This is a genomic window from Lachnoanaerobaculum sp., from assembly GCF_057250505.1.
The window spans coordinates 40,573-66,534 of the sequence record NZ_DBHIEQ010000011.1; the positions used below are offsets into that span (position 1 = coordinate 40,573).

At 38.6% G+C, this 25,962-nt stretch carries 22 protein-coding genes; 18 read left to right on the top strand and 4 right to left on the bottom strand.

What is annotated here, in order from left to right; translation table 11 throughout:
* Positions 1–81: 81 nt before the first annotated feature.
* Entirely contained in the window at positions 82–2,250 is a 2,169-nt protein-coding gene (gene nrdD / locus ACO6FI_RS06415) for an anaerobic ribonucleoside-triphosphate reductase (RefSeq protein ID WP_485456624.1), read from the top strand.
* 92 nt (positions 2,251–2,342) lie between these two features.
* On the opposite strand, the gene tyrS is transcribed toward nrdD, so the two are convergent.
* Positions 2,343–3,569, bottom strand: coding sequence for a tyrosine--tRNA ligase (gene tyrS / locus ACO6FI_RS06420; protein ID WP_485456625.1), 1,227 nt, complete (start codon positions 3,567–3,569; stop codon positions 2,343–2,345).
* Positions 3,570–3,842: 273 nt separating this feature from the next.
* On the opposite strand from tyrS, the gene ACO6FI_RS06425 reads away from it, so the two are divergent.
* The 9 genes from ACO6FI_RS06425 (at position 3,843) to nox (ending at position 12,958) form a co-directional block, all read left to right on the top strand.
* Positions 3,843–4,871: a 3-deoxy-7-phosphoheptulonate synthase gene (locus ACO6FI_RS06425; RefSeq protein WP_485456626.1), complete on the top strand. Its 1,029-nt coding sequence runs from the start codon at positions 3,843–3,845 to the stop codon at positions 4,869–4,871.
* On the top strand, positions 4,871–5,419 hold the full coding sequence (gene nrdG, locus ACO6FI_RS06430) for an anaerobic ribonucleoside-triphosphate reductase activating protein (RefSeq protein WP_485456627.1): 549 nt from the start codon (positions 4,871–4,873) through the stop codon (positions 5,417–5,419). The genes ACO6FI_RS06425 and nrdG overlap by 1 nt, the downstream gene beginning before the upstream one ends.
* The gene (locus ACO6FI_RS06435; RefSeq protein WP_485456628.1) at positions 5,400–6,062 is read left to right on the top strand and encodes a hypothetical protein; all 663 of its coding nucleotides are present in this window, start codon (positions 5,400–5,402) and stop codon (positions 6,060–6,062) included. Before nrdG ends, ACO6FI_RS06435 begins: the two co-directional genes overlap by 20 nt.
* Before the next feature lie 77 nt (positions 6,063–6,139).
* Positions 6,140–7,600 carry a sensor histidine kinase gene (locus ACO6FI_RS06440; protein ID WP_485456629.1) on the top strand — a complete coding sequence of 487 codons (1,461 nt, stop codon included), beginning with the start codon at positions 6,140–6,142 and terminating at the stop codon, positions 7,598–7,600.
* Between the two features lie 21 nt (positions 7,601–7,621).
* A complete protein-coding gene (locus ACO6FI_RS06445) occupies positions 7,622–8,338 on the top strand; it encodes a response regulator transcription factor (protein ID WP_485456630.1) in 717 nt (238 codons plus the stop codon).
* Between the two features lie 123 nt (positions 8,339–8,461).
* Complete coding sequence (locus ACO6FI_RS06450) at positions 8,462–9,544, top strand: TRAP transporter substrate-binding protein (RefSeq protein WP_485456631.1); 1,083 nt, start codon at positions 8,462–8,464, stop codon at positions 9,542–9,544.
* 54 nt (positions 9,545–9,598) lie between these two features.
* A complete protein-coding gene (locus ACO6FI_RS06455) occupies positions 9,599–10,135 on the top strand; it encodes a TRAP transporter small permease (protein WP_448946446.1) in 537 nt (178 codons plus the stop codon).
* The gene (locus tag ACO6FI_RS06460; protein WP_485456632.1) at positions 10,132–11,427 is read left to right on the top strand and encodes a TRAP transporter large permease; all 1,296 of its coding nucleotides are present in this window, start codon (positions 10,132–10,134) and stop codon (positions 11,425–11,427) included. The genes ACO6FI_RS06455 and ACO6FI_RS06460 overlap by 4 nt, the downstream gene beginning before the upstream one ends.
* Positions 11,428–11,623: 196 nt before the next feature.
* On the top strand, positions 11,624–12,958 hold the full coding sequence (gene nox, locus ACO6FI_RS06465; protein ID WP_485456633.1) for a H2O-forming NADH oxidase: 1,335 nt from the start codon (positions 11,624–11,626) through the stop codon (positions 12,956–12,958).
* A gap of 66 nt (positions 12,959–13,024) precedes the next feature.
* Here nox and nagE read toward each other — a convergent pair whose 3' ends face one another.
* The 3 genes from nagE to licT are packed head-to-tail and all read right to left on the bottom strand — an operon-like array spanning position 13,025 to position 15,840.
* Positions 13,025–14,470, bottom strand: coding sequence for an N-acetylglucosamine-specific PTS transporter subunit IIBC (gene nagE / locus ACO6FI_RS06470; RefSeq protein ID WP_485456634.1), 1,446 nt, complete (start codon positions 14,468–14,470; stop codon positions 13,025–13,027).
* 54 nt (positions 14,471–14,524) lie between these two features.
* Complete coding sequence (locus ACO6FI_RS06475; protein WP_485456635.1) at positions 14,525–15,001, bottom strand: PTS sugar transporter subunit IIA; 477 nt, start codon at positions 14,999–15,001, stop codon at positions 14,525–14,527.
* A gap of 2 nt (positions 15,002–15,003) precedes the next feature.
* On the bottom strand, positions 15,004–15,840 hold the full coding sequence (gene licT, locus ACO6FI_RS06480; protein WP_485456636.1) for a BglG family transcription antiterminator LicT: 837 nt from the start codon (positions 15,838–15,840) through the stop codon (positions 15,004–15,006).
* 547 nt (positions 15,841–16,387) lie between these two features.
* Here licT and ACO6FI_RS06485 point away from each other — a divergent pair.
* The 8 genes from ACO6FI_RS06485 to ACO6FI_RS06520 all read left to right on the top strand — a co-directional run bounded on the left by ACO6FI_RS06485 (position 16,388) and on the right by ACO6FI_RS06520 (position 25,960).
* Complete coding sequence (locus ACO6FI_RS06485; protein WP_485456637.1) at positions 16,388–17,572, top strand: sugar ABC transporter substrate-binding protein; 1,185 nt, start codon at positions 16,388–16,390, stop codon at positions 17,570–17,572.
* Positions 17,573–17,678: 106 nt separating this feature from the next.
* Positions 17,679–18,647: an ABC transporter permease gene (locus ACO6FI_RS06490; protein WP_485456638.1), complete on the top strand. Its 969-nt coding sequence runs from the start codon at positions 17,679–17,681 to the stop codon at positions 18,645–18,647.
* A 33-nt stretch (positions 18,648–18,680) separates the two neighbouring features.
* The gene (locus ACO6FI_RS06495; protein ID WP_485456639.1) at positions 18,681–20,180 is read left to right on the top strand and encodes a sugar ABC transporter ATP-binding protein; all 1,500 of its coding nucleotides are present in this window, start codon (positions 18,681–18,683) and stop codon (positions 20,178–20,180) included.
* Positions 20,181–20,188: 8 nt separating this feature from the next.
* Positions 20,189–21,106, top strand: a complete 918-nt coding sequence (locus ACO6FI_RS06500; protein WP_485456640.1) for an ABC transporter permease — start codon at positions 20,189–20,191, stop codon at positions 21,104–21,106.
* A 38-nt stretch (positions 21,107–21,144) separates the two neighbouring features.
* Complete coding sequence (araA, locus tag ACO6FI_RS06505; protein WP_485456641.1) at positions 21,145–22,566, top strand: L-arabinose isomerase; 1,422 nt, start codon at positions 21,145–21,147, stop codon at positions 22,564–22,566.
* A gap of 11 nt (positions 22,567–22,577) precedes the next feature.
* Positions 22,578–23,270 (top strand): L-ribulose-5-phosphate 4-epimerase, encoded by a 693-nt coding sequence (locus ACO6FI_RS06510; RefSeq protein WP_485456642.1) that lies wholly within the window; start codon positions 22,578–22,580, stop codon positions 23,268–23,270.
* A gap of 7 nt (positions 23,271–23,277) precedes the next feature.
* Entirely contained in the window at positions 23,278–24,873 is a 1,596-nt protein-coding gene (locus ACO6FI_RS06515; RefSeq protein ID WP_485456643.1) for a xylulokinase, read from the top strand.
* On the top strand, positions 24,851–25,960 hold the full coding sequence (locus ACO6FI_RS06520; RefSeq protein WP_485456644.1) for a GntR family transcriptional regulator: 1,110 nt from the start codon (positions 24,851–24,853) through the stop codon (positions 25,958–25,960). The genes ACO6FI_RS06515 and ACO6FI_RS06520 overlap by 23 nt, the downstream gene beginning before the upstream one ends.
* Positions 25,961–25,962 lie beyond the last annotated feature (2 nt).

The following is a 25,962-nucleotide window of genomic DNA, read 5'->3' on the forward strand; positions in this document are numbered from 1 at the left end:
AAAAGCTTGATATTTAAATCAACTGCGAGACTGTCGCAGATAACATATATAAATATACTATTTTTTAGGAAGGATTCAGATATGAGAATCATAAAAAGAAGCGGTGCTGAAGTAGATTTTGATATTTCAAAAATTATAGCGGCTATTTACAAAGCAAATGCTGTAGTGGGCGAAGATGACAAGTTGAAGAAATCACAGGTAGACCGTATTGCCAATACTGTGGAGAACCAGTGCATGAGCATGAACCGTGCTATGAGCGTGGAAGAGATACAGGATATGGTAGAGGACGGCATCATGAGAGAGAATGCTTATGAGGTTGCCAGAAGGTATATTACATATAGATATGTTCAGAGCATTAAGAGAAAGAACAATACAACAGACGATAAGATTTTATCACTTATTGAATGTGACAATGAGGAAGTAAAGCAGGAGAATTCCAACAAAAATCCTACAGTTGCATCAGTGCAAAGAGATTATATGGCAGGAGAGGTTTCAAAGGACCTTACAGAGAGATTATTGCTTGACAGTGAAGTGGTTGAAGCTCATAAGGCCGGAATACTTCACTTCCACGATGCAGATTACTTTGCACAGCATATGCACAACTGTGACCTTGTAAATCTTGAAGATATGCTTCAAAACGGTACTGTTATATCAGGTACATTTATTGAGAAACCGCACAGCTTCTCGACAGCCTGCAATATAGCTACACAGATTATTGCACAGGTGGCATCAAGCCAGTACGGCGGACAGAGTATTTCACTTACTCACCTTGCACCTTTTGTAGATGTGAGCAGAAAGAAAATCCGTGATGAAGTTGAAGCCGAGATGTACGGACTTAATGTATCAAATGAGAGAAAAGAAGAGATTGTAGAGAACAGACTTCGCAAGGAAATCACAAAGGGTGTACAGACTATACAGTATCAGGTGGTTACACTTATGACTACCAACGGTCAGGCTCCTTTCATTACAGTATTTATGTACTTGAATGAGGCTAAGAATGAGCAGGAAAAAGAAGACCTTGCACTTGTTATAGAAGAGATGATAAGACAGAGATATCAGGGTGTAAAAAATGAGAGCGGTGTATGGGTAACACCTGCGTTCCCTAAGCTTATATATGTACTTGAGGAGGACAATGTTCGTCCGGGAAGCAGATATTATCATCTTACAAAACTTGCCGCAAAATGTACCGCAAAGAGACTTGTACCTGACTATGTTTCAGAGAAGAAGATGTTTGAGTACAAGGTTGATAAAAACGGCAACGGAAACTGCTATACACCTATGGGATGCAGAAGCTTTTTGACACCATATGTAGATGAGAACGGCAAGCCGAAATACTACGGAAGATTCAATCAGGGTGTTGTTACAATCAACCTTGTAGATGTGGCACTTTCATCAGGCGGAGATACTACCAAGTTCTGGAATATCTTTGACGAGAGACTTGAGCTTTGCCACAGAGCGCTCAGAGCAAGACATGAGAGATTAAAGGGTACACCTTCAGATGTGGCACCGATACTTTGGCAGTACGGAGCACTTGGAAGATTAAAAAAGGGTGAGACTATAGACAAGCTCTTATACGGCGGATACTCTACAATAAGTCTCGGATATGCCGGACTTTATGAGTGTGTAAAGTATATGACAGGAAAGAGCCATACTGATGATGCGGCAAAGCCTTTTGCACTCAGCGTTATGCAAAGGATGAACGACAAGTGTAACGAGTGGAAGAAGGCTGAGAATATCGACTATTCTCCATACGGTACACCGCTTGAGTCTACAACTTATAAGTTTGCCAAGGCGCTTCAAAAGAGATTCGGTATAATAGAAGGTATCACAGATAAGAACTATATTACAAACAGCTACCATGTTCATGTGGCTGAGGATATAGATGCGTTTACAAAGCTTAAGTTTGAAAGTGAATTCCAGAAGCTTTCACCTGGCGGAGCTATCAGTTATGTTGAGGTACCGAATATGCAGGACAACCTTGAGGCTGTAATGAGTCTGCTTGGATTTATCTATGACAATATCATGTACGCGGAGCTTAATACAAAGTCCGATTACTGTCAGGAATGCGGATATGACGGTGAGATTAAGATCGTTAAAGATGCGGGTAAGCTTGTATGGAAATGCCCGAAATGCGGAAATACCGATCAAAGTAAGCTCAATGTAGCAAGAAGAACCTGCGGATATATAGGAACACAGTTCTGGAATCAGGGTAGAACTCAGGAGATAGCGGACAGAGTACTGCATCTGTAATAAAATCAAAAAAGCTGTTGCACTTAAGGTGCGGCAGCCTTTTATTTTGTAGGGGCCAAGTTTTTATTTTTTCGGCCCTTTATGAATACAATTTATTCAGATTTTACCTTGCAGAAGTTTTTCTTGCCTCTCTTAACAAGAAGTCCCTCACATGCAAAATCATCTTTTGTAAATGTCTTCTTTACGTCTTTTATCACTTCGCCTTCTACAGATACGCCGCCCTGTTCGATATTTCTTCTGGCTTCGGATCTGGTCTTTGAAAGTCCGCTTACTACAAGTACACCTGAAAGGTCGATAGTGCCGTCTCTGTAATCCTCATCCTGCAAAACATAAGTAGGAACGTTGCTCATATCTCCGCCGCCTACAAAAAGAGACTTGCTTGCGGCATTTGCTTTTTCGGCCTCTTCCTTGCCGTGTACAAGCTCTGTAAGATGCATTGCAAGAATTTCCTTAGCCTCATTAAGCTTTGCGCCTTCCCAGCTTGACATTTCCTCTATCTGCTCAAGCGGAAGGAATGTAAGCATTCTAAGGCAGGTAAGTACATCTGCATCAGGAAGATTTCTCCAGTACTGGTAAAAGTCAAACGGAGATGTCTTATTCGGGTCAAGCCAAACGGCACCGCCTACAGTCTTACCCATTTTCTTACCCTCTGAGTTCAGTAAAAGTGTGATAGTCATGGCATGAGCATCTTTACCAAGTTTTCTTCTGATAAGCTCGGTACCGCCGAGCATATTTGACCACTGGTCGTCACCGCCGAACTGCATATTGCAGCCATAGTCAAGGAAAAGTCTGTAGAAGTCATAGCTTTGAAGTATCATATAGTTAAACTCAAGGAATGAAAGACCGTTTGCCATACGATTTTCATAGCACTTTGCTCTAAGCATATTATTGACCGAAAAATGAGGTCCGATATCACGGATAAAGTCCATGTAGTTGAGATCTCTGAGCCAATCGGCATTATTTACCATTCTGGCTTTGTTTTCGCCGAATTCTATAAATCTGCTCATCTGCCTTTTGAAGCATTCACAGTTGTGGTCTATATCTTCTATAGTAAGTACCTTTCTAAGGTCGGTTCTTCCTGAAGGGTCACCGATCATACCTGTACCGCCGCCGACCAAAGCTATAGGCTTGTTACCTGCCATCTGAAGTCTCTTCATCAGGCAAAGCGCCATAAAGTGGCCTACATGAAGGCTGTCTGCTGTAGGGTCAAATCCTATATAGAAAGTAGCCTCACCGTTATTTATCATTTTGCTTATTTCTTCTTCATTTGTGACCTGAGCGATAAGCCCTCTGGCCTTAAGTTCTTCATAACAATTCATATTATCCATCCTTGGTATATATTTTAATCTAATAAATTGCATAAAAGTATAACAAAGTAATGAGAAAGGGTCAAGCTTATACTTTGCAAGTTTAAAGTTCAACGCTTTAAAGTAATAAAGACTTGATAATTTCTTCTTATTACTATATACTGTTTAGATGTTGCAGCCATGTCACTAACTTTGGTATGGCTTAAACTTACAGATATTCTACCGTGCTTGGTAGAGTGTATCAAGCATCGGTTAAAAATACCTATTTAATAGAAAGAGGAAGTTATGGGAATAAAATATATCAGCAATCTGCCAAGTCCTGAGGAAATAATAGCAAAATATCCTTTAAGAGAGGATTTGAAGGAAAAAAAGAAAGATTTTGACAAGGCTATTGCAGATGTTTTCACAGGAAAGAGTGACAAGTTCCTGGCGGTTATAGGACCTTGCTCTGCAGATAATGAAGATTCGGTACTTGACTATGTTACAAGACTGGCAAAGGTAGCGGATGAGATAAAGGATAAGATAATAGTTATACCGAGAGTGTATACAAATAAGCCGAGAACAAACGGTGACGGATATAAGGGACTTTTGCACCAGCCGGATCCTGAGAAAAAGCCTAATGTACACGAGGGACTTGTGGCTATAAGAAAGATGCACCTTAGAGTAGTGGAAGAGACAGGAATGTTTACAGCGGATGAGATGCTTTATCCCGATAACCTCGGATACCTTGACGATGTATTAAGCTACATTGCCGTAGGTGCAAGATCTGTGGAGAATCAGCAGCACAGACTTACATCTTCAGGTGCGGAGGTTCCTGTAGGTATGAAGAATCCTACAAGCGGTGATATGTCGGTAATGCTCAATGCAATATATGCGGCACAGCAGTCACATGAGTTTATCTACAGAAACTATGAGATAAAGACTGACGGCAATCCGCTTGCTCACGCGATACTTAGAGGTGCAGTAAACAAGCACGGACAGTGCCTTCCGAACTATCACTATGAGGATTTGAAACTGTTACATGATTTGTACTTGGAGAGAGATATTGTAAATCCGGCGGTTATAGTGGATGCAAATCACTCAAACTCAAATAAGAAGTACAAAGAGCAGGTTCGTATTGTAAAAGAAGTGTTACACTCAATGAGATATTCGGATGAGATCGGAAACTTTGTAAAGGGTGTAATGATTGAAAGCTATATTGAAGAAGGAAATCAAAAGATAGAAGAGCATATATACGGAAAGTCCATCACAGACCCTTGCCTTAGCTTTGAGGACTCAAAGAAGCTTCTTCTGGATATGGCAGAGATTTTATAATGAATTACGCAAATATAAAATACGATGATATAGCCAACGGTCCGGGAGTGAGAACATCGCTCTTTGTATCAGGCTGTACACATGCCTGCAAAGGTTGCTTTAACGAGGTGGCATGGGATTTTAAATACGGTGAAGAATTCAGTGATGAAACTATCGAGCAGATAATGGCTTCAATAGAGCCTGATTATATATCGGGAATGACCATATTGGGCGGCGAACCTATGGAAAAGGTCAATCAAAGAGGTATTTTGCCGTTGATAAGAGAGTTTAAAAAGAGATTTCCGAATAAGAGCCTTTGGATATACTCGGGTTATACATTCGATGTGGATTTGATACCGGGAGGTAGAGCATATTGTGAGGCAACTCCCGAGATTTTAAACGCTACCGATGTGATAGTTGACGGAAAGTTTGTGGAGGAACTTCATGATATCACGCTCAGATTCAGAGGAAGCTCCAATCAAAGACTTATAGATGTGAAACAGAGCATGAAAGACAACAAAGTGGTACTTTGGGAGGGAGACGCCTCATTTGCCTCCCACAGTATGTAAGCATATGGAAGAAGACCTTATTATAAAAGATAAAAACACCTCTTATACAGGTGGAAATCAAGCATGGTTTTTGCCTCTCAGGTATAAGGATATATCGGAGTACGGCTGCGGTATAGTGGCAGTATGCAATTTTTTGCTTTGCTTTTTCAGAACGGAATATAAAAGCGAATCTGAGATAAGCAAGGATACATTTATCTCATTTGTACTGAGTATGTATAGGAAATATTTTTGTATACTGAATAATATCTTTATAAAAGGTCTGACGGGCTTTGCACTGGCGAAAGGTATAAACAGGTATTTTGTAGACAACCATATAAAGATGAAAGCAAGATGGGGACACAGCCTTAATATACTGCACAAGGTAAAGCTCAGTCTGCAAAACAACAGACCTGTAATACTTGGAATAGGTCCAAGTCTGTTAAAGAAATCCGACGGAGTTGATGCCGTTGATATAGATACCGGCAATACCGTAAAGTTGTACTCACACTATGTGACTATATATGACTGCAAAGATGATGTAGGAGATGTATTTTTCTATATTTCATCGTGGGGAAGAAGATATAAGGTTTCTTACAGAGATTTTTGCAGATACCAAAGAAGTACTCTGTTCGGATTTTTGCTTTCAAATATATTGGAGATATAGCCATATTTTAGGATACTGTAGAAGAATTTATTTTTCTGTAGTATCCTTTTCTTATACAACCTTTAGGACGGTAGGATATGAAAAGTAAATTTTTTAATCAATCTATAAAATATAAAATAGGTATTTTCATAGTTGCTGTAATATCGGCACTTATTGTGGATATATGCTTTGACTTTTTTGTGGTTGAATATACATCTTCAGGTTTCGGAGAGATACTTAGAGAGATCTCTGTTTGCTATGAGCTTCAGGATGCTTTGACCAACGAAAAAGCGCAGTTTGCTTACTATGTAAAGAACAGAGACAAAAAAGAAGAGCTTTTAAAGAGCTTTGAGAGAACGGATGAGATAGTGGATAAGCTTCCGCTTGACCTAAGATATATGGATACCGAGAGATATGCAAGAGTTTGGAGTATAAAAAACAGCTACCCGGTGTATGCCGATAAAAGGCAGGAGATTATAGACTCCGACTATGATGCAAATGATTTTATAGAAAAGGTCTATGATATATATGAGATGCAGGACTATCTGATAGGATACGGCGAAAGGTTGATGGATATTACATTGAGTGAGAACAATGAAATCTATCAAAAGCAGGAAAAATTCTTTAAAAGACTGCCGTTTATAATAGGTATTGTCCTGCTTCCCATCATAGTGTGGATAATATATATGGCAATCAGATTGCAGGCGTTGATACTCTCGCCTATAAACAAAATGGTGGAAGTATCGAAGAATATAGCAAAGAACAGGTTTTGTGACAAGGATATTGATGTTAAAAATAAGGATGAAATGGGAGATTTGGTCAATGCTTTCAATAAGATGAAGCATGCCACGGCAGGATATATCACAAGTCTTGAGGAAAGATACGAGCTTTCAGAGCTTCTCCATAAGGAAGCCATGGAAAAGATGAAGATGGAAAAGAGATTGAATGAAGCAAGGTTTGATTTATTAAAAAGTCAGATAAATCCGCATTTTTTATTCAATACACTGAATATAATAGCGGCGTCGGCAAACCTTGAAGATGCCAAGGATACCGAGGATATGATAAGAGCCTTAGGAAATATATTTCGTTACAGCTTAAAGACCGATGAAAAACAGGTGAGTCTTGAGAGGGAACTCAGTATAGTAAAGGACTATATGTATATACAAAAGATGCGTTTCGGTGACAGAGTATCATATGAGATAGTTTCAAGGGTGGAGGATGATAAGGTTTATATTCCTTCGTTTTCTTTGCAACCTATAGTTGAGAATGCTATAGTACACGGTATTTCAAAGAAGGAAGAAGGCGGCAAGGTTGTAATAAGAGTGTGGGAAAAGGATGAAATGCTGCATATAATAGTTGCAGATACGGGAGTAGGTATGAGCGGCGAGAGGCTGTCTGAACTTCGAGATTTTATGAAAAAAAGATCCACTGCCAAGATAGGTATAGGATTTGGAAACATATACAAGCGTATCAAAAATATTTACAAGACCGGAGATTTGAGGATTTATTCTAAAGAAGGCAAGATGACTGTAGTTTATTTTTTGATACCTCAGGTGTAAATATTTGATCGTGGAGGGGATATGAATTTATTGATAGCGGATGATGAAAATTTGGAACTTAAAGTCCTTGAAAAGACTGTAAAAAAACATTTTGTAGATGAACTTGAGATTTTTACTGCCGGTAACGGCAGGAAGGCATCACAGATATGTGACGAAGTGAAACCTGATATAGCGCTTTTAGATATTGAAATGCCGGGAATGAACGGTATTGAACTTGCAAAATATATAAAAGAAAAAAATAAGGAGTGTATTATCATATTTATAACGGCATATGACAGGTTTGACTACGCAATTGAAGCAATGCATATCAAGGCGTTTGACTACCTCTTAAAGCCATGGAAGGAGGAAAAACTCTGTGAACTTATAAATACTGCAATAGAAAATGTAAGAAGTATGCAAAAAACGGACAGTATTGTACATTCACAAAAGGATGTAATAAAAGATTATATTGACAGGAACTATAAAAAGGATATAAGTGCAAAAGATGTTGCAGGTATACTGGGTTATTCGGATGTATATTTTTCCAAGGTATTTAAGCAACTATTTGATGACAACTTTATCAATTACCTGACTAAGATTAGGATGGACAGAGCAAAGTTACTGCTAAAGGATGTAAGTTTTAACATAAAAGAGGTCGGAAAAAGTGTAGGTTATGCTGATTCAAATTATTTCACAAAGGTGTTTAAAAGGTCTATAGGTATGAGTCCGTCGGAATACAGAAGCAAGCATAACGGTTAGGTTAAAAATTTACTTGTTTTATTAAAATATTACTATTTAAAGAATATTTCCTTAAATATAGAATGGACACATAAGGTTTTGAGGCTATGAGAGTTGGCCTTAGTATTTATTTTCGGAGGAAATATGAAAAAGAAATTTTTAGCAATGGCATTGGCTACATTAACGGTATCGGCACTTGCAGGATGTTCTATGAAGAGTCCTGAGATGACTTCCACAACGGCTGCGGCTGCAGGTGAGAGCACAGATGCAAAGGCTGACGGCAAGGCAGACAGTAAGTCTGACGGAGCTGAGGTAACTTTGGTGTATGCGGAGGTAAACCCGCTTGATACAATCGTAGGACAGAGCGGAACCGCATTCAAAGAAAAGGTTGAAGAGCTTTCAGGAGGAAAGATTCACATCGATATACAGGCAAGCGGTGTGCTCGGTTCGGAAAACGATGTACTTGACGGAATGCTTGGAGGAACAGGTACTGTAGATATGTCAAGAATATCAGCATTTGCTCTTACAAGTTACGGCGCAAAGAAGGCTTCACTTCTTTCAATGCCTTATACTTTCAACTCAAGAGAGCATTTTTGGAAGTTTGTAGACAGTGACCTTTCAAAGGAGTTTTTACAGGAAACATCGGATCTTAACCTCGGTATTAGGAGTCTGTACTACGGAGAAGAGGGATTCAGACATTTCTTCACAAAGAATCCTGTGACAAAGGTGGAAGATCTTAAGGGAATGAAACTTAGAGTGTCAAACGATCCTATTATGAACGGTATGGTTGAGGGCCTCGGAGCATCACCTACAGTAGTTGCATTCAACGAGCTTTACTCTGCACTTCAGACAGGTGTTGTAGACGGTGCGGAGCAGCCTATAACAAACTATAAGTCAAACGCCTTCCCTGAGGTTGCACCTAATATCATACTTGACGGACATACTCTCGGAGCGTTCCAGGTAGTTATCACAGATAAGGCTTGGGATAAGCTTACAAAGGAGCAGCAGGATATCTTGGTTGAAGCCGGAAAGTATGTAGGAGAGGTAAACAGAGATATCGCACAAAAGGCTGAGGACAAGGTATTGGAAGACCTTAAGGCAAATAAGGTAAATGTTGTAGAGGTAGACGACAAAACACCTTGGAGAGAGGCAACAAAGGGAGTTGTAGAAAAATATACCGCAGATCAAAAAGAACTTTATCAGAAGATACTTGATTTGGATAAATAATAAACCGCCTCTTGGGACTTTCCCTTGAGGCTTGTTGACAGAATAGAGGTAGAAATGTCGGATTTTTTTAAGGCTGTGGACAGAATGAAACCTGCATATGATGCGGTATATAAGTTTGTTCTGTTCCTATGTAAAATTTTATTGATCGGAGATATAGCTATCACGACCATGTCGGTTGCGGGAAGGTATATCTCATTTATACCGGATCCTGCCTGGAGTGAGGAGATAGTGCTTACATTCATGGCATATATGGCGGTGCTTTCTGCAGCACTTGCTATAAGAAGAGGCGCACATATCAGAATGACCGCATTTGACACATACTTGCCGAAGAAGGTCGTAAGATTCTTGGATATATTATCAGATGTGGCGGTACTTATACTTGCAATAGTTATGATAGTTGTAGGATGGAGCTACGCAACAAAGATAGGTGCAAAGGGTACATATGTAAGTATGCCGGGACTTTCAAAGTTTTGGCAGTATTTTCCGATACCTTTAGCGGGAGTTGCTATGGTTATATTTGAGCTTGAGGCACTTTATAATCATTTCAAGGCTCTTTGTTTGAACGAAGATGCACAGGAGGTGAAGGCATGAGTACAGGAGTTGCAATAGCCATATTGCTTATCAGCTTTTTTGTAATGATATTTTTACGCTTCCCGATTGCTTACGCGGTGGCACTTTCATCACTGCTTTGCCTTTTGTCCCAAGGCCAGCCTTTATCTACCATATGTCAGCAGATGGTTAAGGGTATATCATCATTTTCACTTATGGCGGTACCTTTCTTTATCACAATGGGTTGCTTGATGGGCAGCGGCGGAATTTCGGAAAAACTTATTGCACTGGCAAATGCCTGTGTAGGCTGGATGCGTGGCGGTATGGCAATGGTAAATATCGTAGCTTCATATTTTTTCGGAGGTATTTCAGGTTCGGCTTCGGCCGATACGGCTTCTCTGGGTTCAATACTTATACCTATGATGGTGGACCAGGGATATGATGCGGATTTTTCAACAGCTGTAACAATCACATCATCATGTGAGGGACTTTTGGTACCGCCGTCACATAACATGGTAATCTATGCGACTACAGCAGGTGGAGTATCTGTAGGAAGCTTATTCCTTGCAGGATATATACCGGGTGCATTGCTTGCGGTATCACTTATGATCGGATCATATATTATATCTGTCAGAAGGAATTACCCTAAGGGTGACAAGTTCTCGATGAAGGTGCTTCTAAAGCAGCTTAGCGTATCATTCTGGGCATTGGCGGCAGTGCTTATAGTAGTAGTAGGTGTAGTAGGCGGTGTGTTCACAGCTACGGAGTCGGCAGCCATTGCGGTTATCTACAGCCTTATTGTCAGTGTATTCATATACAAGGGACTTGACTGGAAGGGCGTATGGAAGACACTTGAAGAGTGCATAAATACATTGTCAATAGTGCTTATACTTATATCGACATCAAGTATATTCGGATATTGCCTTACAACACTTCATGTGCCTGATATGGCTGCAAGCGCAATCACAGGATTTACAAGTAATCCTATAATTTTGGCACTTTTACTTAACCTTATTTTACTTATACTTGGATGTATAATGGATATGGCACCGATTATACTTATTGCCACACCTATACTTCTTCCGATAGCAAATTCTATAGGAATAGGACCGATACAGTTCGGTATAATGGTAGTTTTAAACTGCGGTATCGGACTTCTTACACCTCCTGTAGGCGGAGTACTCTTTATAGGTTCTGCAGTAGCAAAACTTCCGATGGAAAAGGTGGTAAAGGCGACATTACCTTTCTATCTTTGCATGATAATCACACTTTTACTTATAACATTTATACCGATGATAAGCTTGGGACTTCCTGTACTATTCGGTAGCTTATAGAATGAGAAGCTGTTACAAAGATTAAATTCTTTTGTGACGGCTTTTTTTATTGCATTTTAAAAAATTTAAATGTATACACTCCAAAAGACTTGTTTTAAAAGATAAAACATAGTACAATCCAATAGAACACAATCAGATTTTAAAAAAGCTGTATAACTGAGTCAAAAATAATTATTAAATATATTTTGGAGGAAATATGAGCAAAATAGTAGTAGTTGGAGCAAACCACGCCGGTACTTGTGCAATCAATACGATTACAGGTTTTAACGAGGGAGATGAGGTAGTAGTATTTGATCAGAACTCAAATATCAGCTTCTTGGGCTGCGGTATGGCACTTTGGATAGGCGGACAGATATCAAAACCTGACGGACTTTTCTATTCAAACAAAGAAAAGCTTGAGTCACAGGGCGCAAAGGTAAATATGAACAGCAAGGTTGAAAATATCGACTTTGATAAAAAGGTTGTTATTGCGACATTGGAAGACGGTAAAGAGGTGGAAGAAAGCTATGACAAGTTGATACTTGCTACAGGTTCACTTCCTATAGTACCTCCAATACCCGGCAGGGATTTGGAGAATGTTCAGCTTGTGAAGCTTTTCCAAAATGCTGAAGAGGTAATAAAGAAGCTTGAAAACCCTGATATAAAGACAATAGCCGTTGTAGGTGCCGGTTATATCGGAGTGGAGCTTGCAGAGGCGTTTGAAAGACATCATAAGAAAGTAATTTTAGTGGATATAGCAAAGACTTCACTTTCAAGCTACTATGATACCGAGTTCAGTGCAATGATGGATAAGAACCTTAGTGAGCACGGCATAGAGCTTGCTTTCGGTGAGACCGTAAAGGAAATCAAGGGTAACGGCAAAGTAGAAGCAATTGTCACAGATAAGAATGAATATCAGTGTGATATGGTAATACTTGCTATCGGATTCAGACCGAATACCGAACTTGGAAAGGGTCGCCTTGAAACAATGCCAAACGGTGCATATATAGTTGACGCTACTCAGCAGACAAGTATAAAGGATGTATACGCAATAGGTGACTGTGCAACCGTACAGTTCAATGCTACAGGAGAGAAGTCATATATCGCACTTGCAACCAACGCCGTACGTTCAGGCCTTATAGCGGCATACAATGCCTGCGGCAAAAAGCTTGAGACAATAGGTGTTCAGGGGTCAAACGCCATCTCAATCTATGACTTGAAGCTTGTATCCACAGGTCTTAGCGAGCAGAAGGCAAAGCAGATCGGTATGGATGTGCTTTCAACTTCATATGAAGATTTGCAAAAGGCAACATTCATTGAAACAACCAATCCGAAGGTAAAGCTTAAGATAGTATATGATGCAAAGACAAGAGTGATAGTAGGTGCGCAGATGGCATCAACATATGATATGTCAATGGGTATACATATGTTCTCACTTGCAATACAGGAGAAGGTGACTATAGACAAGCTTAAGCTGCTTGATATTTTCTTCCTTCCACATTTCAATCAGCCGTACAACTACATCACAATGGCTGCATTATCTGCAAAATAAAATAAATATAAATTAAAACGGCTGTCGCTATGATTCTATATTAAAGCGACAGCCGTTTGTTATGTATTATTTATTTTTTGCAAGCTTTTTAAACTCGTCGGCTACGAATTGAACCTTTGTACCGATAATAACCTGTACTGAAGTCTTTGAAGGTCTGATAACACCTGCAACACCTGCGGATTTTATCTTCTTTTCATCCACCTTTGTGTAGTCCTTGATTTCAAGGCGAAGTCTTGTGATACAGTTGTCAATAGATGTCAGATTCTCGGGACCGCCTACACCTTCAAGTATGATACCTGCAACAGTGGTATAGTCATCATTTGAAAGCACCGCTTTCTTTTCCTCTTCCTCGTCCTCTTCTCTACCTGGAGTCTTTAAGTTAAACTTGGTGATAACAAAACGGAATATCGAGTAGTATATTACGCCGTAAACAATGCCTATAGGTATTAAGAGTATCGGATTTTGTGCAAACGGAGCTTTAAAGCTGAGTACCCAGTCTACAAGACCTGCACTGAAGTTAAATCCAGCTCTGATAGGAAGTAATGCTACAATCGCAAGTGAAATACCTGTGAGCAGTGCATGAATAACATAGAGTACCGGCGCAAGGAACATAAATGCAAACTCAAGCGGCTCTGTAACACCTGTAAAGAATGAAGACAGAGCGGCAGCAAGTAAAAGACCGTAAGCAGCCTTTTTCTTGGAATCCTTAGCTGTATGATACATAGCAAGTGCGGCACCCGGAAGTCCGAACATCATTACAGGGAAAAATCCCGACATATACATACCTGTCTGTCCGAGTACACCGCCTTCAGCACTTCCCCAGAATTTGCCTATATCATTGATACCTGCCACATCAAACCAGAATACGGAGTTGAGTGCGTGGTGAAGACCGAAAGGAATCAAAAGTCTGTTAAAGAATCCGTAGATTCCGGCACCTAGAGCACCTGTGCTCATAATAGCTTCACCGAAGCTTACCAAAGCACCGTAAACAACAGGCCAAACAAAGAAAAGTATAAGAGATGCAATAAGTGAAAATCCTGCCGTAACAATAGCTACACATCTTTTACCGCTAAAGAATGACAGAGCGTCGGGAAGCTTTGTAGTTTTAAACTTATTGTAGCAAAGAGCACCTATAAGACCGCAGATAATTCCGATAAACTGAGTCTGAGTTTTACTAAAAGCTGCAGGCACGGCATCGGCATCAACACCCGTAAACATTGCTACGGAATCCTTTGATAAAAGAGTTGTAACAACCAGCCATGAAACAAGTCCTGCAAGAGCGGCGGCACCGTCACCGTCATCACTCATACCTACTGCAACGCCTATAGCAAAGAGGATTGCCATGTTGTCAATGATGGAGCTGCCTGCTTTTAACAGGAAAGCCGCAGCTATATTATTGCTTCCCCAGCCTGTAGGGTCAATCCAATAACCGATACCCATCAAAATCGCCGCCACAGGAAGGCAGGCTACAGGAAGCATCAAAGACTTCCCAAGTCGTTGTAAATACTTCATAAATTTCTCCTTATTTTGTGTTCTCTTTGTCGGCCGTTCAAAGAGAAAAGTTTATTATGGTATTACTACCAAGATTTCACTGTCATTTGTCACAGTTATATCGGTGACACTCTCAACGGATTTGTAGTTGTCACTGTTGCAAATAATCATAACTGTGACAGGGTCAAATCCCGCTTCTTTTATTTTATTCAAATCGACTTTTAAAAGAGGATCCTTTGCCTTCACTATATCACCTACCGCTACAAGGGCTTCAAATCCTTCACCTCTCATCTTTACGGTATCAAGTCCGACATGTATAAGTACTTCCTCTCCGGTATCCGCTATTATGCTGACGGCATGCAAGGTATCAAAGATCATACTTACGGTACCGTTTGAAGGAGAGGTGACAAGACCGTCACTTGGTATTATCGCAACTCCCTTTCCAAGCATCTCCGATGAAAACGTCTCATCAGGGACTTCTTTTATAGATATACTTTTTCCGGCCATAGGGCTTAAAAGTGTGTCTTTTTTCTTCTTAAAAAATCCGAACATATTTATTCCTCCGACATAGTTACCCTTTTAATATGAATTGCAAGATAGGTCATTTCCATTCGGGTTATTCCCGATTTGGTCTCATGTTCTATATATTTTGCAATTCTCTTTCCGCATTCAAACTCTCGAGGGTACTTTTCTTTCATCATATCTTCAAATATTGTGTCCTCATCTAAAAGCATCTCATTGTGATACAGCCTTTGAATAAGAAACTTTATATGGGTTACAAATCTTTCATAGTGAATGGAATTTTCATTTAAGTTTACATTCAATTCACTCATCACAATGTCCATTATATCTCGCATAAGATGCGGAAGGCTTAGGGTCTCCTTCATATGTGTGCTGTACTGTGCATTGACAAAGTGAAGTGCAATAAATCCGGCCTCCGAGTCGGGAATCAAAAGTCCCATTCTGTCATGTATAAGTCTTATAGTATAGAGCCCCAGCGCATATTCCTGCGGATAAAATCTCTTAATCTCCCACATCAGAGCGTTTTCGGGAGTCATACCTTCTTTGAATCTCTCAATGGCAAAGTTGATATGGTCGACTAATGTAAGATAGATGTTTTGGCTCAGCTTCAAATTTTCAACATTTATAGCATAGGATATAACATCATCAGTCAGTATCAACCTTTCCATAGGTATATCGGCAATCATATCCTGAAACTTTAAAAGCGTTTCATTTTCCTTTATGCGAAATACCTTTTCAATCTCCGATTGTGATACCGTATCGCCCTTTCGCCTGCCGAAACCTATACCCTTACCCATGGCAATGACTTCTCTGTTCTTATGGTCATGGGTCAAGACAATATTGTTGTTTATAATTTTTTCAATGATCATCGCACCACCATAAACATAAAATAATAAAAAGACCAAATAAACCATATAAATACGGTCATTCGGTCTTGCCTGCGTCTCAGTAACAATCCTAAATATAAAATCTTATGCAGAAATTCTAACATATTTCTTAAGCAATAACAATTGGCAGAATACCAAAAGAAAAAGCGGGAAATTGGGCAAAATAAATAAAAGGGAGGGAAGATTGTTGAAGAGTTAATTATAGTTATGATAGATGGAGGTAAAGTAAATAAAGGAGTATTATAATATATCTTTTAAAGAAATGTAAGTTGTATTATATAAAAGGTATAAATATAAAAATAACGGATGATATAAGTGCAAAACTAATAATAGATATATAAATAAAGATAAATAGTAGAATATAAATCACGGATTAATTGTTAAGATTTTATCTTAAATATAAATATCAGTATAATAAAATACTTTTTAAATACAACTTATAAAGATAAAAAAGATGTATTATATTGCTAACGGGTATTGCTTGTACTAATATAAAAACATAATAATTCGTACAATTTTAGGAGGAAAAATGAAAAAAGCGATTAAAAAGATTGTTGCGTTAGGTATGGTAGCGGCCATGGCATTCCCACTGGCAGCATGTGGAAACGGTGACGGAGGAAATACAAGCAGCAGTGCAGGTGAGGCTGCAAATGCCGGAAAGACTGTTGATAACAAAGATATAAAAATCGGAGTATCAATATGGTCATCAACTGATGTACTCGGATCTCAGTGTAAGAGGATACTTGATGAGGCCGCAGATGCTTTAGGAGTGCAGATACAGTATGTAGATCAGGGACATGTTTCAGAAAAGGTTACATCTTCTGTAGAACAACTTGTTGCGGCGGGATGTCAGGGAATCATAATATGCAATTCTTCCGACACGGAGATGACATCGGCAATAAAGACCGCAAATGATAACAAAGTGTACCTTTCACAGTTTTTTAGAATTATAGATAAGGATAAGAGTGCCGATATTTATAAGTTGGCAACGGATTCACCTTATTATATCGGAGCGGTTCATGAAAATGAACCTGAAAACGGAGAGAAGTTGGTTAATATATTGCTCGATAAAGGAGATAGAGATATCGGACTTATAGGATGGGAGCAAGGAGATGCGACATGGCTCGGCAGATGGGAAGGTTACAAAACCGGAGTAGAAAAGTGGAATAAAGATCATCCTGATGATCAGGCAAAGCTGTCTGAACCGCAGTACGCAGGAACATCTTCCGAAGGCGGATCAAAGGCGGCGGAAGCACTTATGGCTGCAGATCCGAGTCTGGATGCACTTATACCTGCAGGCGGAGGCGGAGATCCTTTGCAAGGGGCAATAGCAGCAGTAGAAAGAGCCGGTAAGACAGCAGACATAGATATAGTATCAACAGATTTTTTGCCTGATTTAGGTGAGAGACTGAAGAACGGTTCTATGGCAGGAGAATCAGGTGGACATTATTGCGATCCTTTATTCTCATTTATGATGGTTTATAATGCAATAAAGGGAAATTATACAGGTATTGAGGGCAAGTTTGAGGATGTTCAATTTCCATATCTATATGTTTCATCACCGGAAGACTATGCAGATTATGAAAAGTACTTTGTAGACAAGCTTCCATATACTAAAGATGAACTTGTAAGTATGTCACAGCTTAGCTTAGATGATTTAAAACAAGCTGCATCAAAGCTTTCAATTCAAGATGCTATGGAAAGATCGAAGTAAGTTTTAAAAGTGAAATTAAGTTTATAGTGTTGTATTTTAAGTTAGATTATGGCTGCTGTAGTTTAAATACAGCAGCTATTTTAAAAGTTAAGAAGAGGATTGTAGGATGGATCTTTTTACATCAATAAAAAATAAAAAAACAGTGTCTGCAAAGACTTTGGGATATATTATACTTGTTTTTCTTGTAATACTGTCATGGACGGTATTTAAGATTCTGACACCTAAAAATTTCGGATCGGCTGATAATTTACTGAGTTATTTTCAAGCAAGTCTTATAGCGACAACCGGTGCGGTAGGTTTTTATTTTGTTATGGTAATGGGCATGTTTGACTTCTCAATAGGCGCCAATATTATGCTTTCTGCAATAGTTGGAAGTGTAGTTGCTCAAAGGTTTGGAATGGGGTATGCAGGACTGATATCAGGTTGTATCGTTACAGGTACGATAGTAGGTCTTTTAAACGGCTTTTTATATGTAAAACTGAGAATACCGTCAATGATTGTAACTACAGGGTTGGCACTTATATATGAGTCGGTTGCAAATTATATTGCAGGCGGAGTAGAGCAAACCTTAGCATCTGAACTTAGAATTTTCGGTAGGATGCCTGGAGACATCATATTGGCATTGATTGCTTTTGCAATAGCCTATCTGATACTCAACTATACAAAGATAGGAACTTATACATATGCAATAGGAAGTAATGAGTTTGTAGCTAAAAATATGGGTATAGATGTAAAGAAATATAAGGTATTGGCATTTGTCATATCAGGTGCCTTTTTGGGTATCATGTCAATACTTACTATAAGTTACGGTTCATCAATGGTGGCTGTAACGGGAATGGCATCTATGAGCAGAAACTTTATACCTACTATGGGATGTTTTTTCGGATTAGCCTTTAAAAAGTATGGAATGCCTTTGCAAGCTATTATTATCGGTGAGTTTGTAATCAATATAATATTCTTCGGGTTTATTGCATTAGGCGCACCGACAGCGATACAAGATGTTATTACAGGTATTACATTGTTGATTATAATAACACTGACAACGAAAGTGAACAAAGGCGATATAGTTAAGTGATACTTTTATTAGATATTTTCAAAGGGAGATAAGATGGGTGAAGTAAGATTAAAAATTGAACATCTATGTAAAACTTTCGGCATTACAAAGGCTGTCTCAGATGTTTCGTTTAATATAAATAAAGGCGAAGTACATGCACTGATAGGTGAAAACGGGTCAGGTAAGTCAACACTTACGAATATGCTTACCGGAATTTATACAATTGACAGCGGTAAGTTTATTTTGGACGGCAAGGAAGTACATCCAAGAAATCAAGTCGAGGCAAACAGAGAAGGTATTTCAATTATAGTACAGGAGTTAGGAACACTGTCAGGACTTACCGTCGCTGAAAATATTTTTTTGGGACATGAAGACAAATTCACAAGGTTTGGAATTAAAAATACAAATTTGATGAATAAGATGGCAACAGAACTTTTAAAAAAATATGGTTTTGACAGAATTAAGGCAGGTGAAATAATAGACAGGTACAATTTTGAAGACAGAAAATTGATAGAAATTGTAAAAGCAACATATTTTGATCCTAAAATAGTTGTGATAGATGAAACTACAACAGCACTCTCAAATGAAGGAAGACATGAATTATATAAACATATGGACAGAATAAAAAAATCCGGAAATACAGTAATATTTATATCACATGACTTACCGGAAATTCTGGAAAAATCTGATACTGTTACAGTGCTTAGAGACGGTATTTACATTGATACAGTGTCATCGAAGGATATAGATGAAGAAGGGCTTAGAAGACTGATGGTCGGTAGAGAGCTGGAGGGAGACTATTACAGAAAACAATTTGGTGAGTCTGTTAAAGATGAAGTAGTACTTTCGGTAAAGAATGTATCCGTACCGGGACTTTTGGAGGATATAAGCTTTGATTTACATAAAGGGGAGATCTTGGGTTTTGGCGGACTGTCCGAGTCCGGAATGCATGAGATAGGGAAAGCAATTTTTGGAGCTTCATATGACAGAAGCGGAGATGTAATAACTTCTGACGGAACACATATAAATGATATACCTACAGCTATAGCAAATTCCATAGCGTATACATCAAAGGATAGGGATAATGAGTCTGTAGTTATGAATGAGTCTATCGGAGATAATATCTGTTTACCTTCACTTGACAAACTTACACTAAAATGGAAATTTTTGTCTGATAAAGCAATGAATAATTTTGCAAATGATTATGCAAAGAAGATGTCTGTAAAAATGGTAAATGTGGACCAGTTTGTTTCGGACTTATCCGGAGGGAATAAGCAGAAGGTGGTACTTGCCAGATGGATCGGCAAGGATTCAGATATAGTTGTACTTGATTCGCCGACAAGAGGAATAGATATAAAAGTAAAACAGGACATCTACAATCTTATGAATCAAATGATAAAAAACGGTAAGTCCATTATTATGATTTCGGAAGAGCTGATGGAACTTATCGGCATGTGTGACAGAATAATAATAATGAAAGATGGAAAAATTTCCGGAGAAATAGATAGAAGTGTAGAGATAGGTGAAAATACTCTTATTTCTATGATGGTCTAGGAGGGTATATGGATAAAAAGAATATTTTTCGCACTCTTTTACCTATAGTGGGGCTATGTGCTGTTTTTGTAATTTTTAATATTTTTACAAACTGGAGAATGATATCGAATTTACCTTTAGTATTATCACAGGCCTATGTAGTTATGATTTCCGCTACAGGCGTGTTCTTCATCATGACTATGGGCGGGCTTGATTTTTCTCAAGGCTCTATTTTGGGTTTATCTTCAATAGTAGTATGTATATTGTCAAAATATAATATACCTATAGCAATACTTGGAGGTATATTTACAGGCGCTGTGATTGGCGGAGTAAACGGATATTTTTATGTAAATAGAAAGATACAGTCTTTTATTGTAACTATATGCACAATGTTTTTGCTTAGAGGCATAATAAAGTATCTGACAACCAACGCACCGGTTGCAGGAGCGGCAAGTTTGGTGAGTCTTGATACAATCGGATTAAAGATAGGTATTACAGTATTGGTAGTTGTAACGGCGTTTGTAGTATTTAGATTCACAAAATTCGGCAGATACTTAAAGGCTATAGGCGCAGGAGAGAAGGCGGCAATGTTTGCCGGAATACGAACTGATAAAATGAAATTTTTGGTATATGTACTTGCAGGTGCAATGACAGGATTTGCTGCTTTTATCAATGTTATAAAAGTAGGTTCCGTTACTTCATCAGGCGGAAGTCAGTTGGAAACTCAAATTTTGATTGCGTTGGTACTTGGCGGTATGCCTATATCAGGCGGTGCAAAGGTAAAGTTTGAAAATATAATTATCGGTTCGCTTTTGTACATTGTTTTAAACAGCGGATTGACAATGATGGGATTTTCTACACAGATGATGCAGCTGATACAGGGAGTTGTATTCTTAATATTTGTAGCGGTATTTGCGGACAGGAAGTCCATACAGGTTATAAAATAATATCTTGATAACAGTTGAATATATAAGGAGTAACAGATATGAAAAAAGTGTATTTTATAGTAGGTAGCCAAGATTTATATGGTAGAGAATGTTTAGATACTGTTGCAAAAGACAGTAAAGAAATGGTAAAATTTTTAAATGAGAAGATTGGTGATATAGCCGAACTCGTATTATTGCCTATTGTTGAGACATCGGAGATTTGCATAGAAAACTTTAAAAAGGTGATGGTAGAGGATGATTGTATAGGGGTGATTACATGGATGCATACTTTTTCACCTGCAAAGATGTGGATAAAGGGATTGTCACTGCTTAAAAAGCCGCTATTACACTTGCATACACAACACAATGAGAGACTTCCGTATGACAGTATAGATATGGACTTTATGAATCTGAATCAATCTGCGCATGGAGACAGAGAGTACGGATTCATACTTGCCAGAATGGGCATAATACACGAAGTGGTTGCAGGTTATTATAAGCATGACAGAGTTATTGCGCATATCAAAAGATTTATGGAAGTGGCAAAGGCTATTGATTTTTCAAGACATCTAAAGGTGGCAAGCTTTGGCAACAATATGCGTGAGGTTGCGGTAACGGATGGAGATAGAGTAGAAAGTCAAATAAAGTACGGATGGGAATGTAACTATTATGCACTTGGTGACTTGGTTGAAATAATAAAGGGTGTAAGCGAAGATGAAACAGATAAAAAGATGGAAGAGTATTTGGAAAAATACACCCTAAAAACTGACAATATAAAGGCGGTTAGAGAACAGGCTAAGTATGAGGTAGGACTTGATAAATTCCTTGAAAAAAATAATATCGGAGCTTTTACAGACACATTCCAAGACTTACACGGTTTAAGACAGTTGCCGGGAATATCGGCACAAAATCTTATGGCAAGAGGCATAGGTTTTGCACCTGAAGGAGATTATAAGACAAGTGCGTTTTCAGCTGTGCTTATGAAAATGGCTGAAAACAGAAAAGGTGCAACAGGATTTATAGAGGATTACACATATGACTTAACTGAAAACGAAGAGATTGAGTTGGCAAGCCATATGTTGGAGGTTCCACCTTCATTTGCGGCTACAAAACCTGAAATACAGGTTCTGCCTCTTGGAATAGGTGGAAAAGAAGATCCTGCCAGACTTGTATTTGACGGAGTAACCGGTGAAGGCATACAAGTGACAATGGTGGATATGGGAGACAGGTTTAGAATTATTTGTGCCAATATTGAACTTGTAAAACAGCCGTATCCGATGCCTAAGTTGCCGGTGGCAAGAATTATGTACAGGCATAAGCCGAACTTTGAAATCGGTACGGCAGCTTGGTGCTATGCGGGTGGAGCTCATCACTCTGTGGTATCTACCGCACTTACAAGAGAAGACATTGCAATGTTTGCAAAGCTCACAAACAGTGAACTTATTACTATTGGTGATGATACAAAATTGTCACAGTTATAACAGGAGGAAGTATGCTCGAAGAGTTAAAGAAAAAGGTATATGATGCAAATATGCTTTTACCGAAGTATGGTCTGGTTACATTTACTTGGGGAAATGTGTCCGGGATCGATGAAAGCGGAAAGTACTTTGTAATAAAGCCGAGCGGAATAGAGTATGACAGGCTTACGCCTGAAGATATGGTTGTAATGGATCTTGACGGTAATCGTGTGGAGGGAAGATATAAGCCCTCATCTGATACAAAGACACATCTTATACTTTATCAAAACTTTAAAAATATAGGTGGGGTTGTGCATACACATTCACCTTATGCTACAGGTTTTGCACAGGCAGGAGTAGACATAGCTTGTATGGGTACAACACAATGTGACTATTTCTATGGAGATATACCATGTGTAAGACATCTTACAAGAGAAGAACTGGATGATGATTATGAGCTTAACACAGGTAAGGTGATAGTTGAAACATTCAGAGAAAGAAACATAAATCCTGAATATATACCGGGATGTATATGTCACAGTCATGGACCTTTTGTATGGGGAAAGGATGCATATACGGCGGTACATAATGCGGTAGTTATGGAAGAGGTGGCAAAGATGAATCTCTTTGCATTGACTATAAATAAAGATGCAGATAAAGCACCGAAGTATTTACAGGATAAGCATTTTTTGAGAAAGCACGGCAAGAATGCCTACTATGGAAATTAGGGGGAATATGGACAGTAGACAGGTAATCGAAAGTGGAGATGTATTTTTAGGAATAGAGTTCGGATCTACAAGAATAAAATCTGTACTTATAGATGAAAGCGGAACAGTACTTGGTATAGGTATTCATGATTGGGAGAACAGATTTATAGACGGTATATGGACATACCAGCTTGATGAGATACTTTTTGGGCTTTCAAATTGTTATGCGAGCCTGAAAGCCGATATAAAAGATAAGTTTGGCATTACAATAAAGCAGATAAAGTATATGGGTATAAGTGCCATGATGCACGGTTATATGGCATTTGATAAAGATATGAAGCTTTTAGCACCTTTTCAGACATGGAGAAATTCAAATACTGAAAGGTCTGCAAAAGAATTAAGTGAGAGCTTTAAGTTCAATATACCTCTTAGATGGACAATAGCACATCTTTATCAGAGAATGCTTGATAAAGAGGAACATGTAAAAGATATTGATTTTGTTACAACATTATCATCATATATCCACTATATGCTTACATGTAAAAAAAATATAGGTATAGGAGATGCTTCGGGTATTTTTCCGATAGATTCCGTTACAAAAGAATATGATGAAACCATGCTCAGTATATTTGAAGAAAAGATCAAAAGCTACAATTTTTCCTGGAAAATTAGAGATATACTGCCGAAGGTTATGGTGGCAGGAGAATGTGCCGGTATCCTTACAAAAGCAGGTGCCGATTTGTTAGATAAGGATGGTGATTTGGCAGAAGGAAGTATACTGTGTCCTCCTGAGGGTGATGCAGGTACGGGAATGGTTGCAACCGACTCTATTAAGAAAGGTACAGGAAATATGTCGGCAGGAACAAGTATGTTTGCAATGCTTGTTCTTGATAAAAAGCTTGATAACTATTATGAAGAGATAGATATGGTAACCACACCAAGCGGTGATCCGGTGGCAATGTCACATGCGAATAACGGTACCGGTGATCTGAATGCGTGGGTCGGGTTGTTTAGAGAATTTACAAAGCTGTTCGGAATGAATATTTCCGACGGTGAATTGTATGAAAAGTTATATACCAATTCTTTAAATGGAAGCAGTGACTGTGGGAACCTTATGTCATTCGGATACTTTTCAGGTGAGGGCATTACAAAGTTGAACGAAGGAAGGCCGTTATTTATAAGAAGTCCAAAAAGCGATTTCAATCTGGCAAACTTTATGAGGGCACATCTGTACAGCTCGCTTACCGCTGTTAAGTTGGGGCTTGATATCCTTATAGAGAAAGAAAATGTAGTGATAAAGAAGATGATGGGGCACGGCGGATTCTTTAAAACAAAGGGTGTTGGACAGAGATATTTGTCAGCTGCTATAAATGCTCCGGTAGAAGTACTTGATAATGCAGGGGAGGGAGGTGCATGGGGAATAGCACTACTGGCATTGTATGTAAAGTATGCCTCAAAGTATAAAGGTTTGGATGAATTTCTAGATAAAAGAATCTTTGTAAAGAATTTGGGAAGTGAGATAATGGCAGATGAGAGGGATATAGAGGGATTTAAAGTTTTTGCACAGAGATATTTGGATACCATAGATGTCGAAAGGTTGAGTGTTGAAAGATTTGCTGAGTGATAAGAACAGTAATCTCAAGTATATGAAGGTTTATAATTGGGGTAAGACTATTATTATAAGCGGTGTTCTGAAATATGGTGCGAAGTTTCCAAGTGAAAACGTTCTGATACGAAAGTTCGGATTCTCAAGAGAAACGATTAGAGGTGCGCTTGAACATCTTGAAAATGAAGGCCTGATAGAGAGAGTTAGAGGGAGCGGAACCTATGTATCTTTTAAGATGGAACAAAGTTCCAAAAAGAAGGTAGGATTGATTTTAAGTTATCTGTCAGACTACTTTTTTCCAAGGCTATATGACGGTATAAAGTCTATTATGGATGAGGAAAATATACAGATCGAACTTGCTGTTACAAAAAACAGTTTGAATGAAGAAGCGCATTATCTTGAAAAGTTTTTGAATATGAATATATCCGGGATAATAGTGGAAGGTACAAAATCCTCATTTCCGAATCCGAATGTCAGACTGTATGAGAGACTTGTAAAGAAGAACATTCCGATTATATTTATTCACAACCACTATTCAAACCTTGATTTTGACAGCATAGAGATGAGTGATGCAAAATGCAGTTATGAGTTGACTCAATTACTGTTGAAAAACGGACATAGGAAAATTTGCGGTATTTTCAAATATGATGATATGCAGGGTATTGAGAGATATAAGGGATTCATGGAATGTATGGCAAACAATGACATTGCAATAGATGATGACTGTATCAGGTGGTACTCTACAAAGGATTTTGACTATAAATTCTCAAAATCAAGTTTGAATTCGTTTTATAAAAAGACAAAGAATTGTACAGCTATGATTGCTTACAATGATGAGATTGCATATAAGTATGTAGATTTTTTGAATGCGAAGTCGGAGAAGTTTCTAAGCAATTTTTCGATGGTGTCATTTGATGATGCGGTACTTGGAGAGAAAGACTTTAAGATAATTTCAGGAGCACATCCGAAGGAAAAACTTGGAAGGCTTGCAGCAAGAAATATAATAAAAATGCTGAATGACAGTGACCGGATAAAACATAATTACTCACATAAGTTTCCGGTGATAATTAGTGACGGAAATTCGGTGAAAAAAGTGGAGAAATAACT

What these genes read in the sequence shown, in the direction of transcription:
- nrdD (WP_485456624.1), top strand. Translation starts at nt 82, where the DNA reads ATGAGAATCATAAAAAGAAGCGGTGCTGAAGTAGATTTTGATATTTCA.
- tyrS (WP_485456625.1), bottom strand. Translation starts at nt 3,569, where the DNA reads ATGAATTGTTATGAAGAACTTAAGGCCAGAGGGCTTATCGCTCAGGTC.
- ACO6FI_RS06425 (WP_485456626.1), top strand. Translation starts at nt 3,843, where the DNA reads ATGGGAATAAAATATATCAGCAATCTGCCAAGTCCTGAGGAAATAATA.
- nrdG (WP_485456627.1), top strand. Translation starts at nt 4,871, where the DNA reads ATGAATTACGCAAATATAAAATACGATGATATAGCCAACGGTCCGGGA.
- ACO6FI_RS06440 (WP_485456629.1), top strand. Translation starts at nt 6,140, where the DNA reads ATGAAAAGTAAATTTTTTAATCAATCTATAAAATATAAAATAGGTATT.
- ACO6FI_RS06445 (WP_485456630.1), top strand. Translation starts at nt 7,622, where the DNA reads ATGAATTTATTGATAGCGGATGATGAAAATTTGGAACTTAAAGTCCTT.
- ACO6FI_RS06450 (WP_485456631.1), top strand. Translation starts at nt 8,462, where the DNA reads ATGAAAAAGAAATTTTTAGCAATGGCATTGGCTACATTAACGGTATCG.
- ACO6FI_RS06455 (WP_448946446.1), top strand. Translation starts at nt 9,599, where the DNA reads ATGTCGGATTTTTTTAAGGCTGTGGACAGAATGAAACCTGCATATGAT.
- ACO6FI_RS06460 (WP_485456632.1), top strand. Translation starts at nt 10,132, where the DNA reads ATGAGTACAGGAGTTGCAATAGCCATATTGCTTATCAGCTTTTTTGTA.
- nox (WP_485456633.1), top strand. Translation starts at nt 11,624, where the DNA reads ATGAGCAAAATAGTAGTAGTTGGAGCAAACCACGCCGGTACTTGTGCA.
- nagE (WP_485456634.1), bottom strand. Translation starts at nt 14,470, where the DNA reads ATGAAGTATTTACAACGACTTGGGAAGTCTTTGATGCTTCCTGTAGCC.
- ACO6FI_RS06475 (WP_485456635.1), bottom strand. Translation starts at nt 15,001, where the DNA reads ATGTTCGGATTTTTTAAGAAGAAAAAAGACACACTTTTAAGCCCTATG.
- licT (WP_485456636.1), bottom strand. Translation starts at nt 15,840, where the DNA reads ATGATCATTGAAAAAATTATAAACAACAATATTGTCTTGACCCATGAC.
- ACO6FI_RS06485 (WP_485456637.1), top strand. Translation starts at nt 16,388, where the DNA reads ATGAAAAAAGCGATTAAAAAGATTGTTGCGTTAGGTATGGTAGCGGCC.
- ACO6FI_RS06490 (WP_485456638.1), top strand. Translation starts at nt 17,679, where the DNA reads ATGGATCTTTTTACATCAATAAAAAATAAAAAAACAGTGTCTGCAAAG.
- ACO6FI_RS06495 (WP_485456639.1), top strand. Translation starts at nt 18,681, where the DNA reads ATGGGTGAAGTAAGATTAAAAATTGAACATCTATGTAAAACTTTCGGC.
- ACO6FI_RS06500 (WP_485456640.1), top strand. Translation starts at nt 20,189, where the DNA reads ATGGATAAAAAGAATATTTTTCGCACTCTTTTACCTATAGTGGGGCTA.
- araA (WP_485456641.1), top strand. Translation starts at nt 21,145, where the DNA reads ATGAAAAAAGTGTATTTTATAGTAGGTAGCCAAGATTTATATGGTAGA.
- ACO6FI_RS06510 (WP_485456642.1), top strand. Translation starts at nt 22,578, where the DNA reads ATGCTCGAAGAGTTAAAGAAAAAGGTATATGATGCAAATATGCTTTTA.
- ACO6FI_RS06515 (WP_485456643.1), top strand. Translation starts at nt 23,278, where the DNA reads ATGGACAGTAGACAGGTAATCGAAAGTGGAGATGTATTTTTAGGAATA.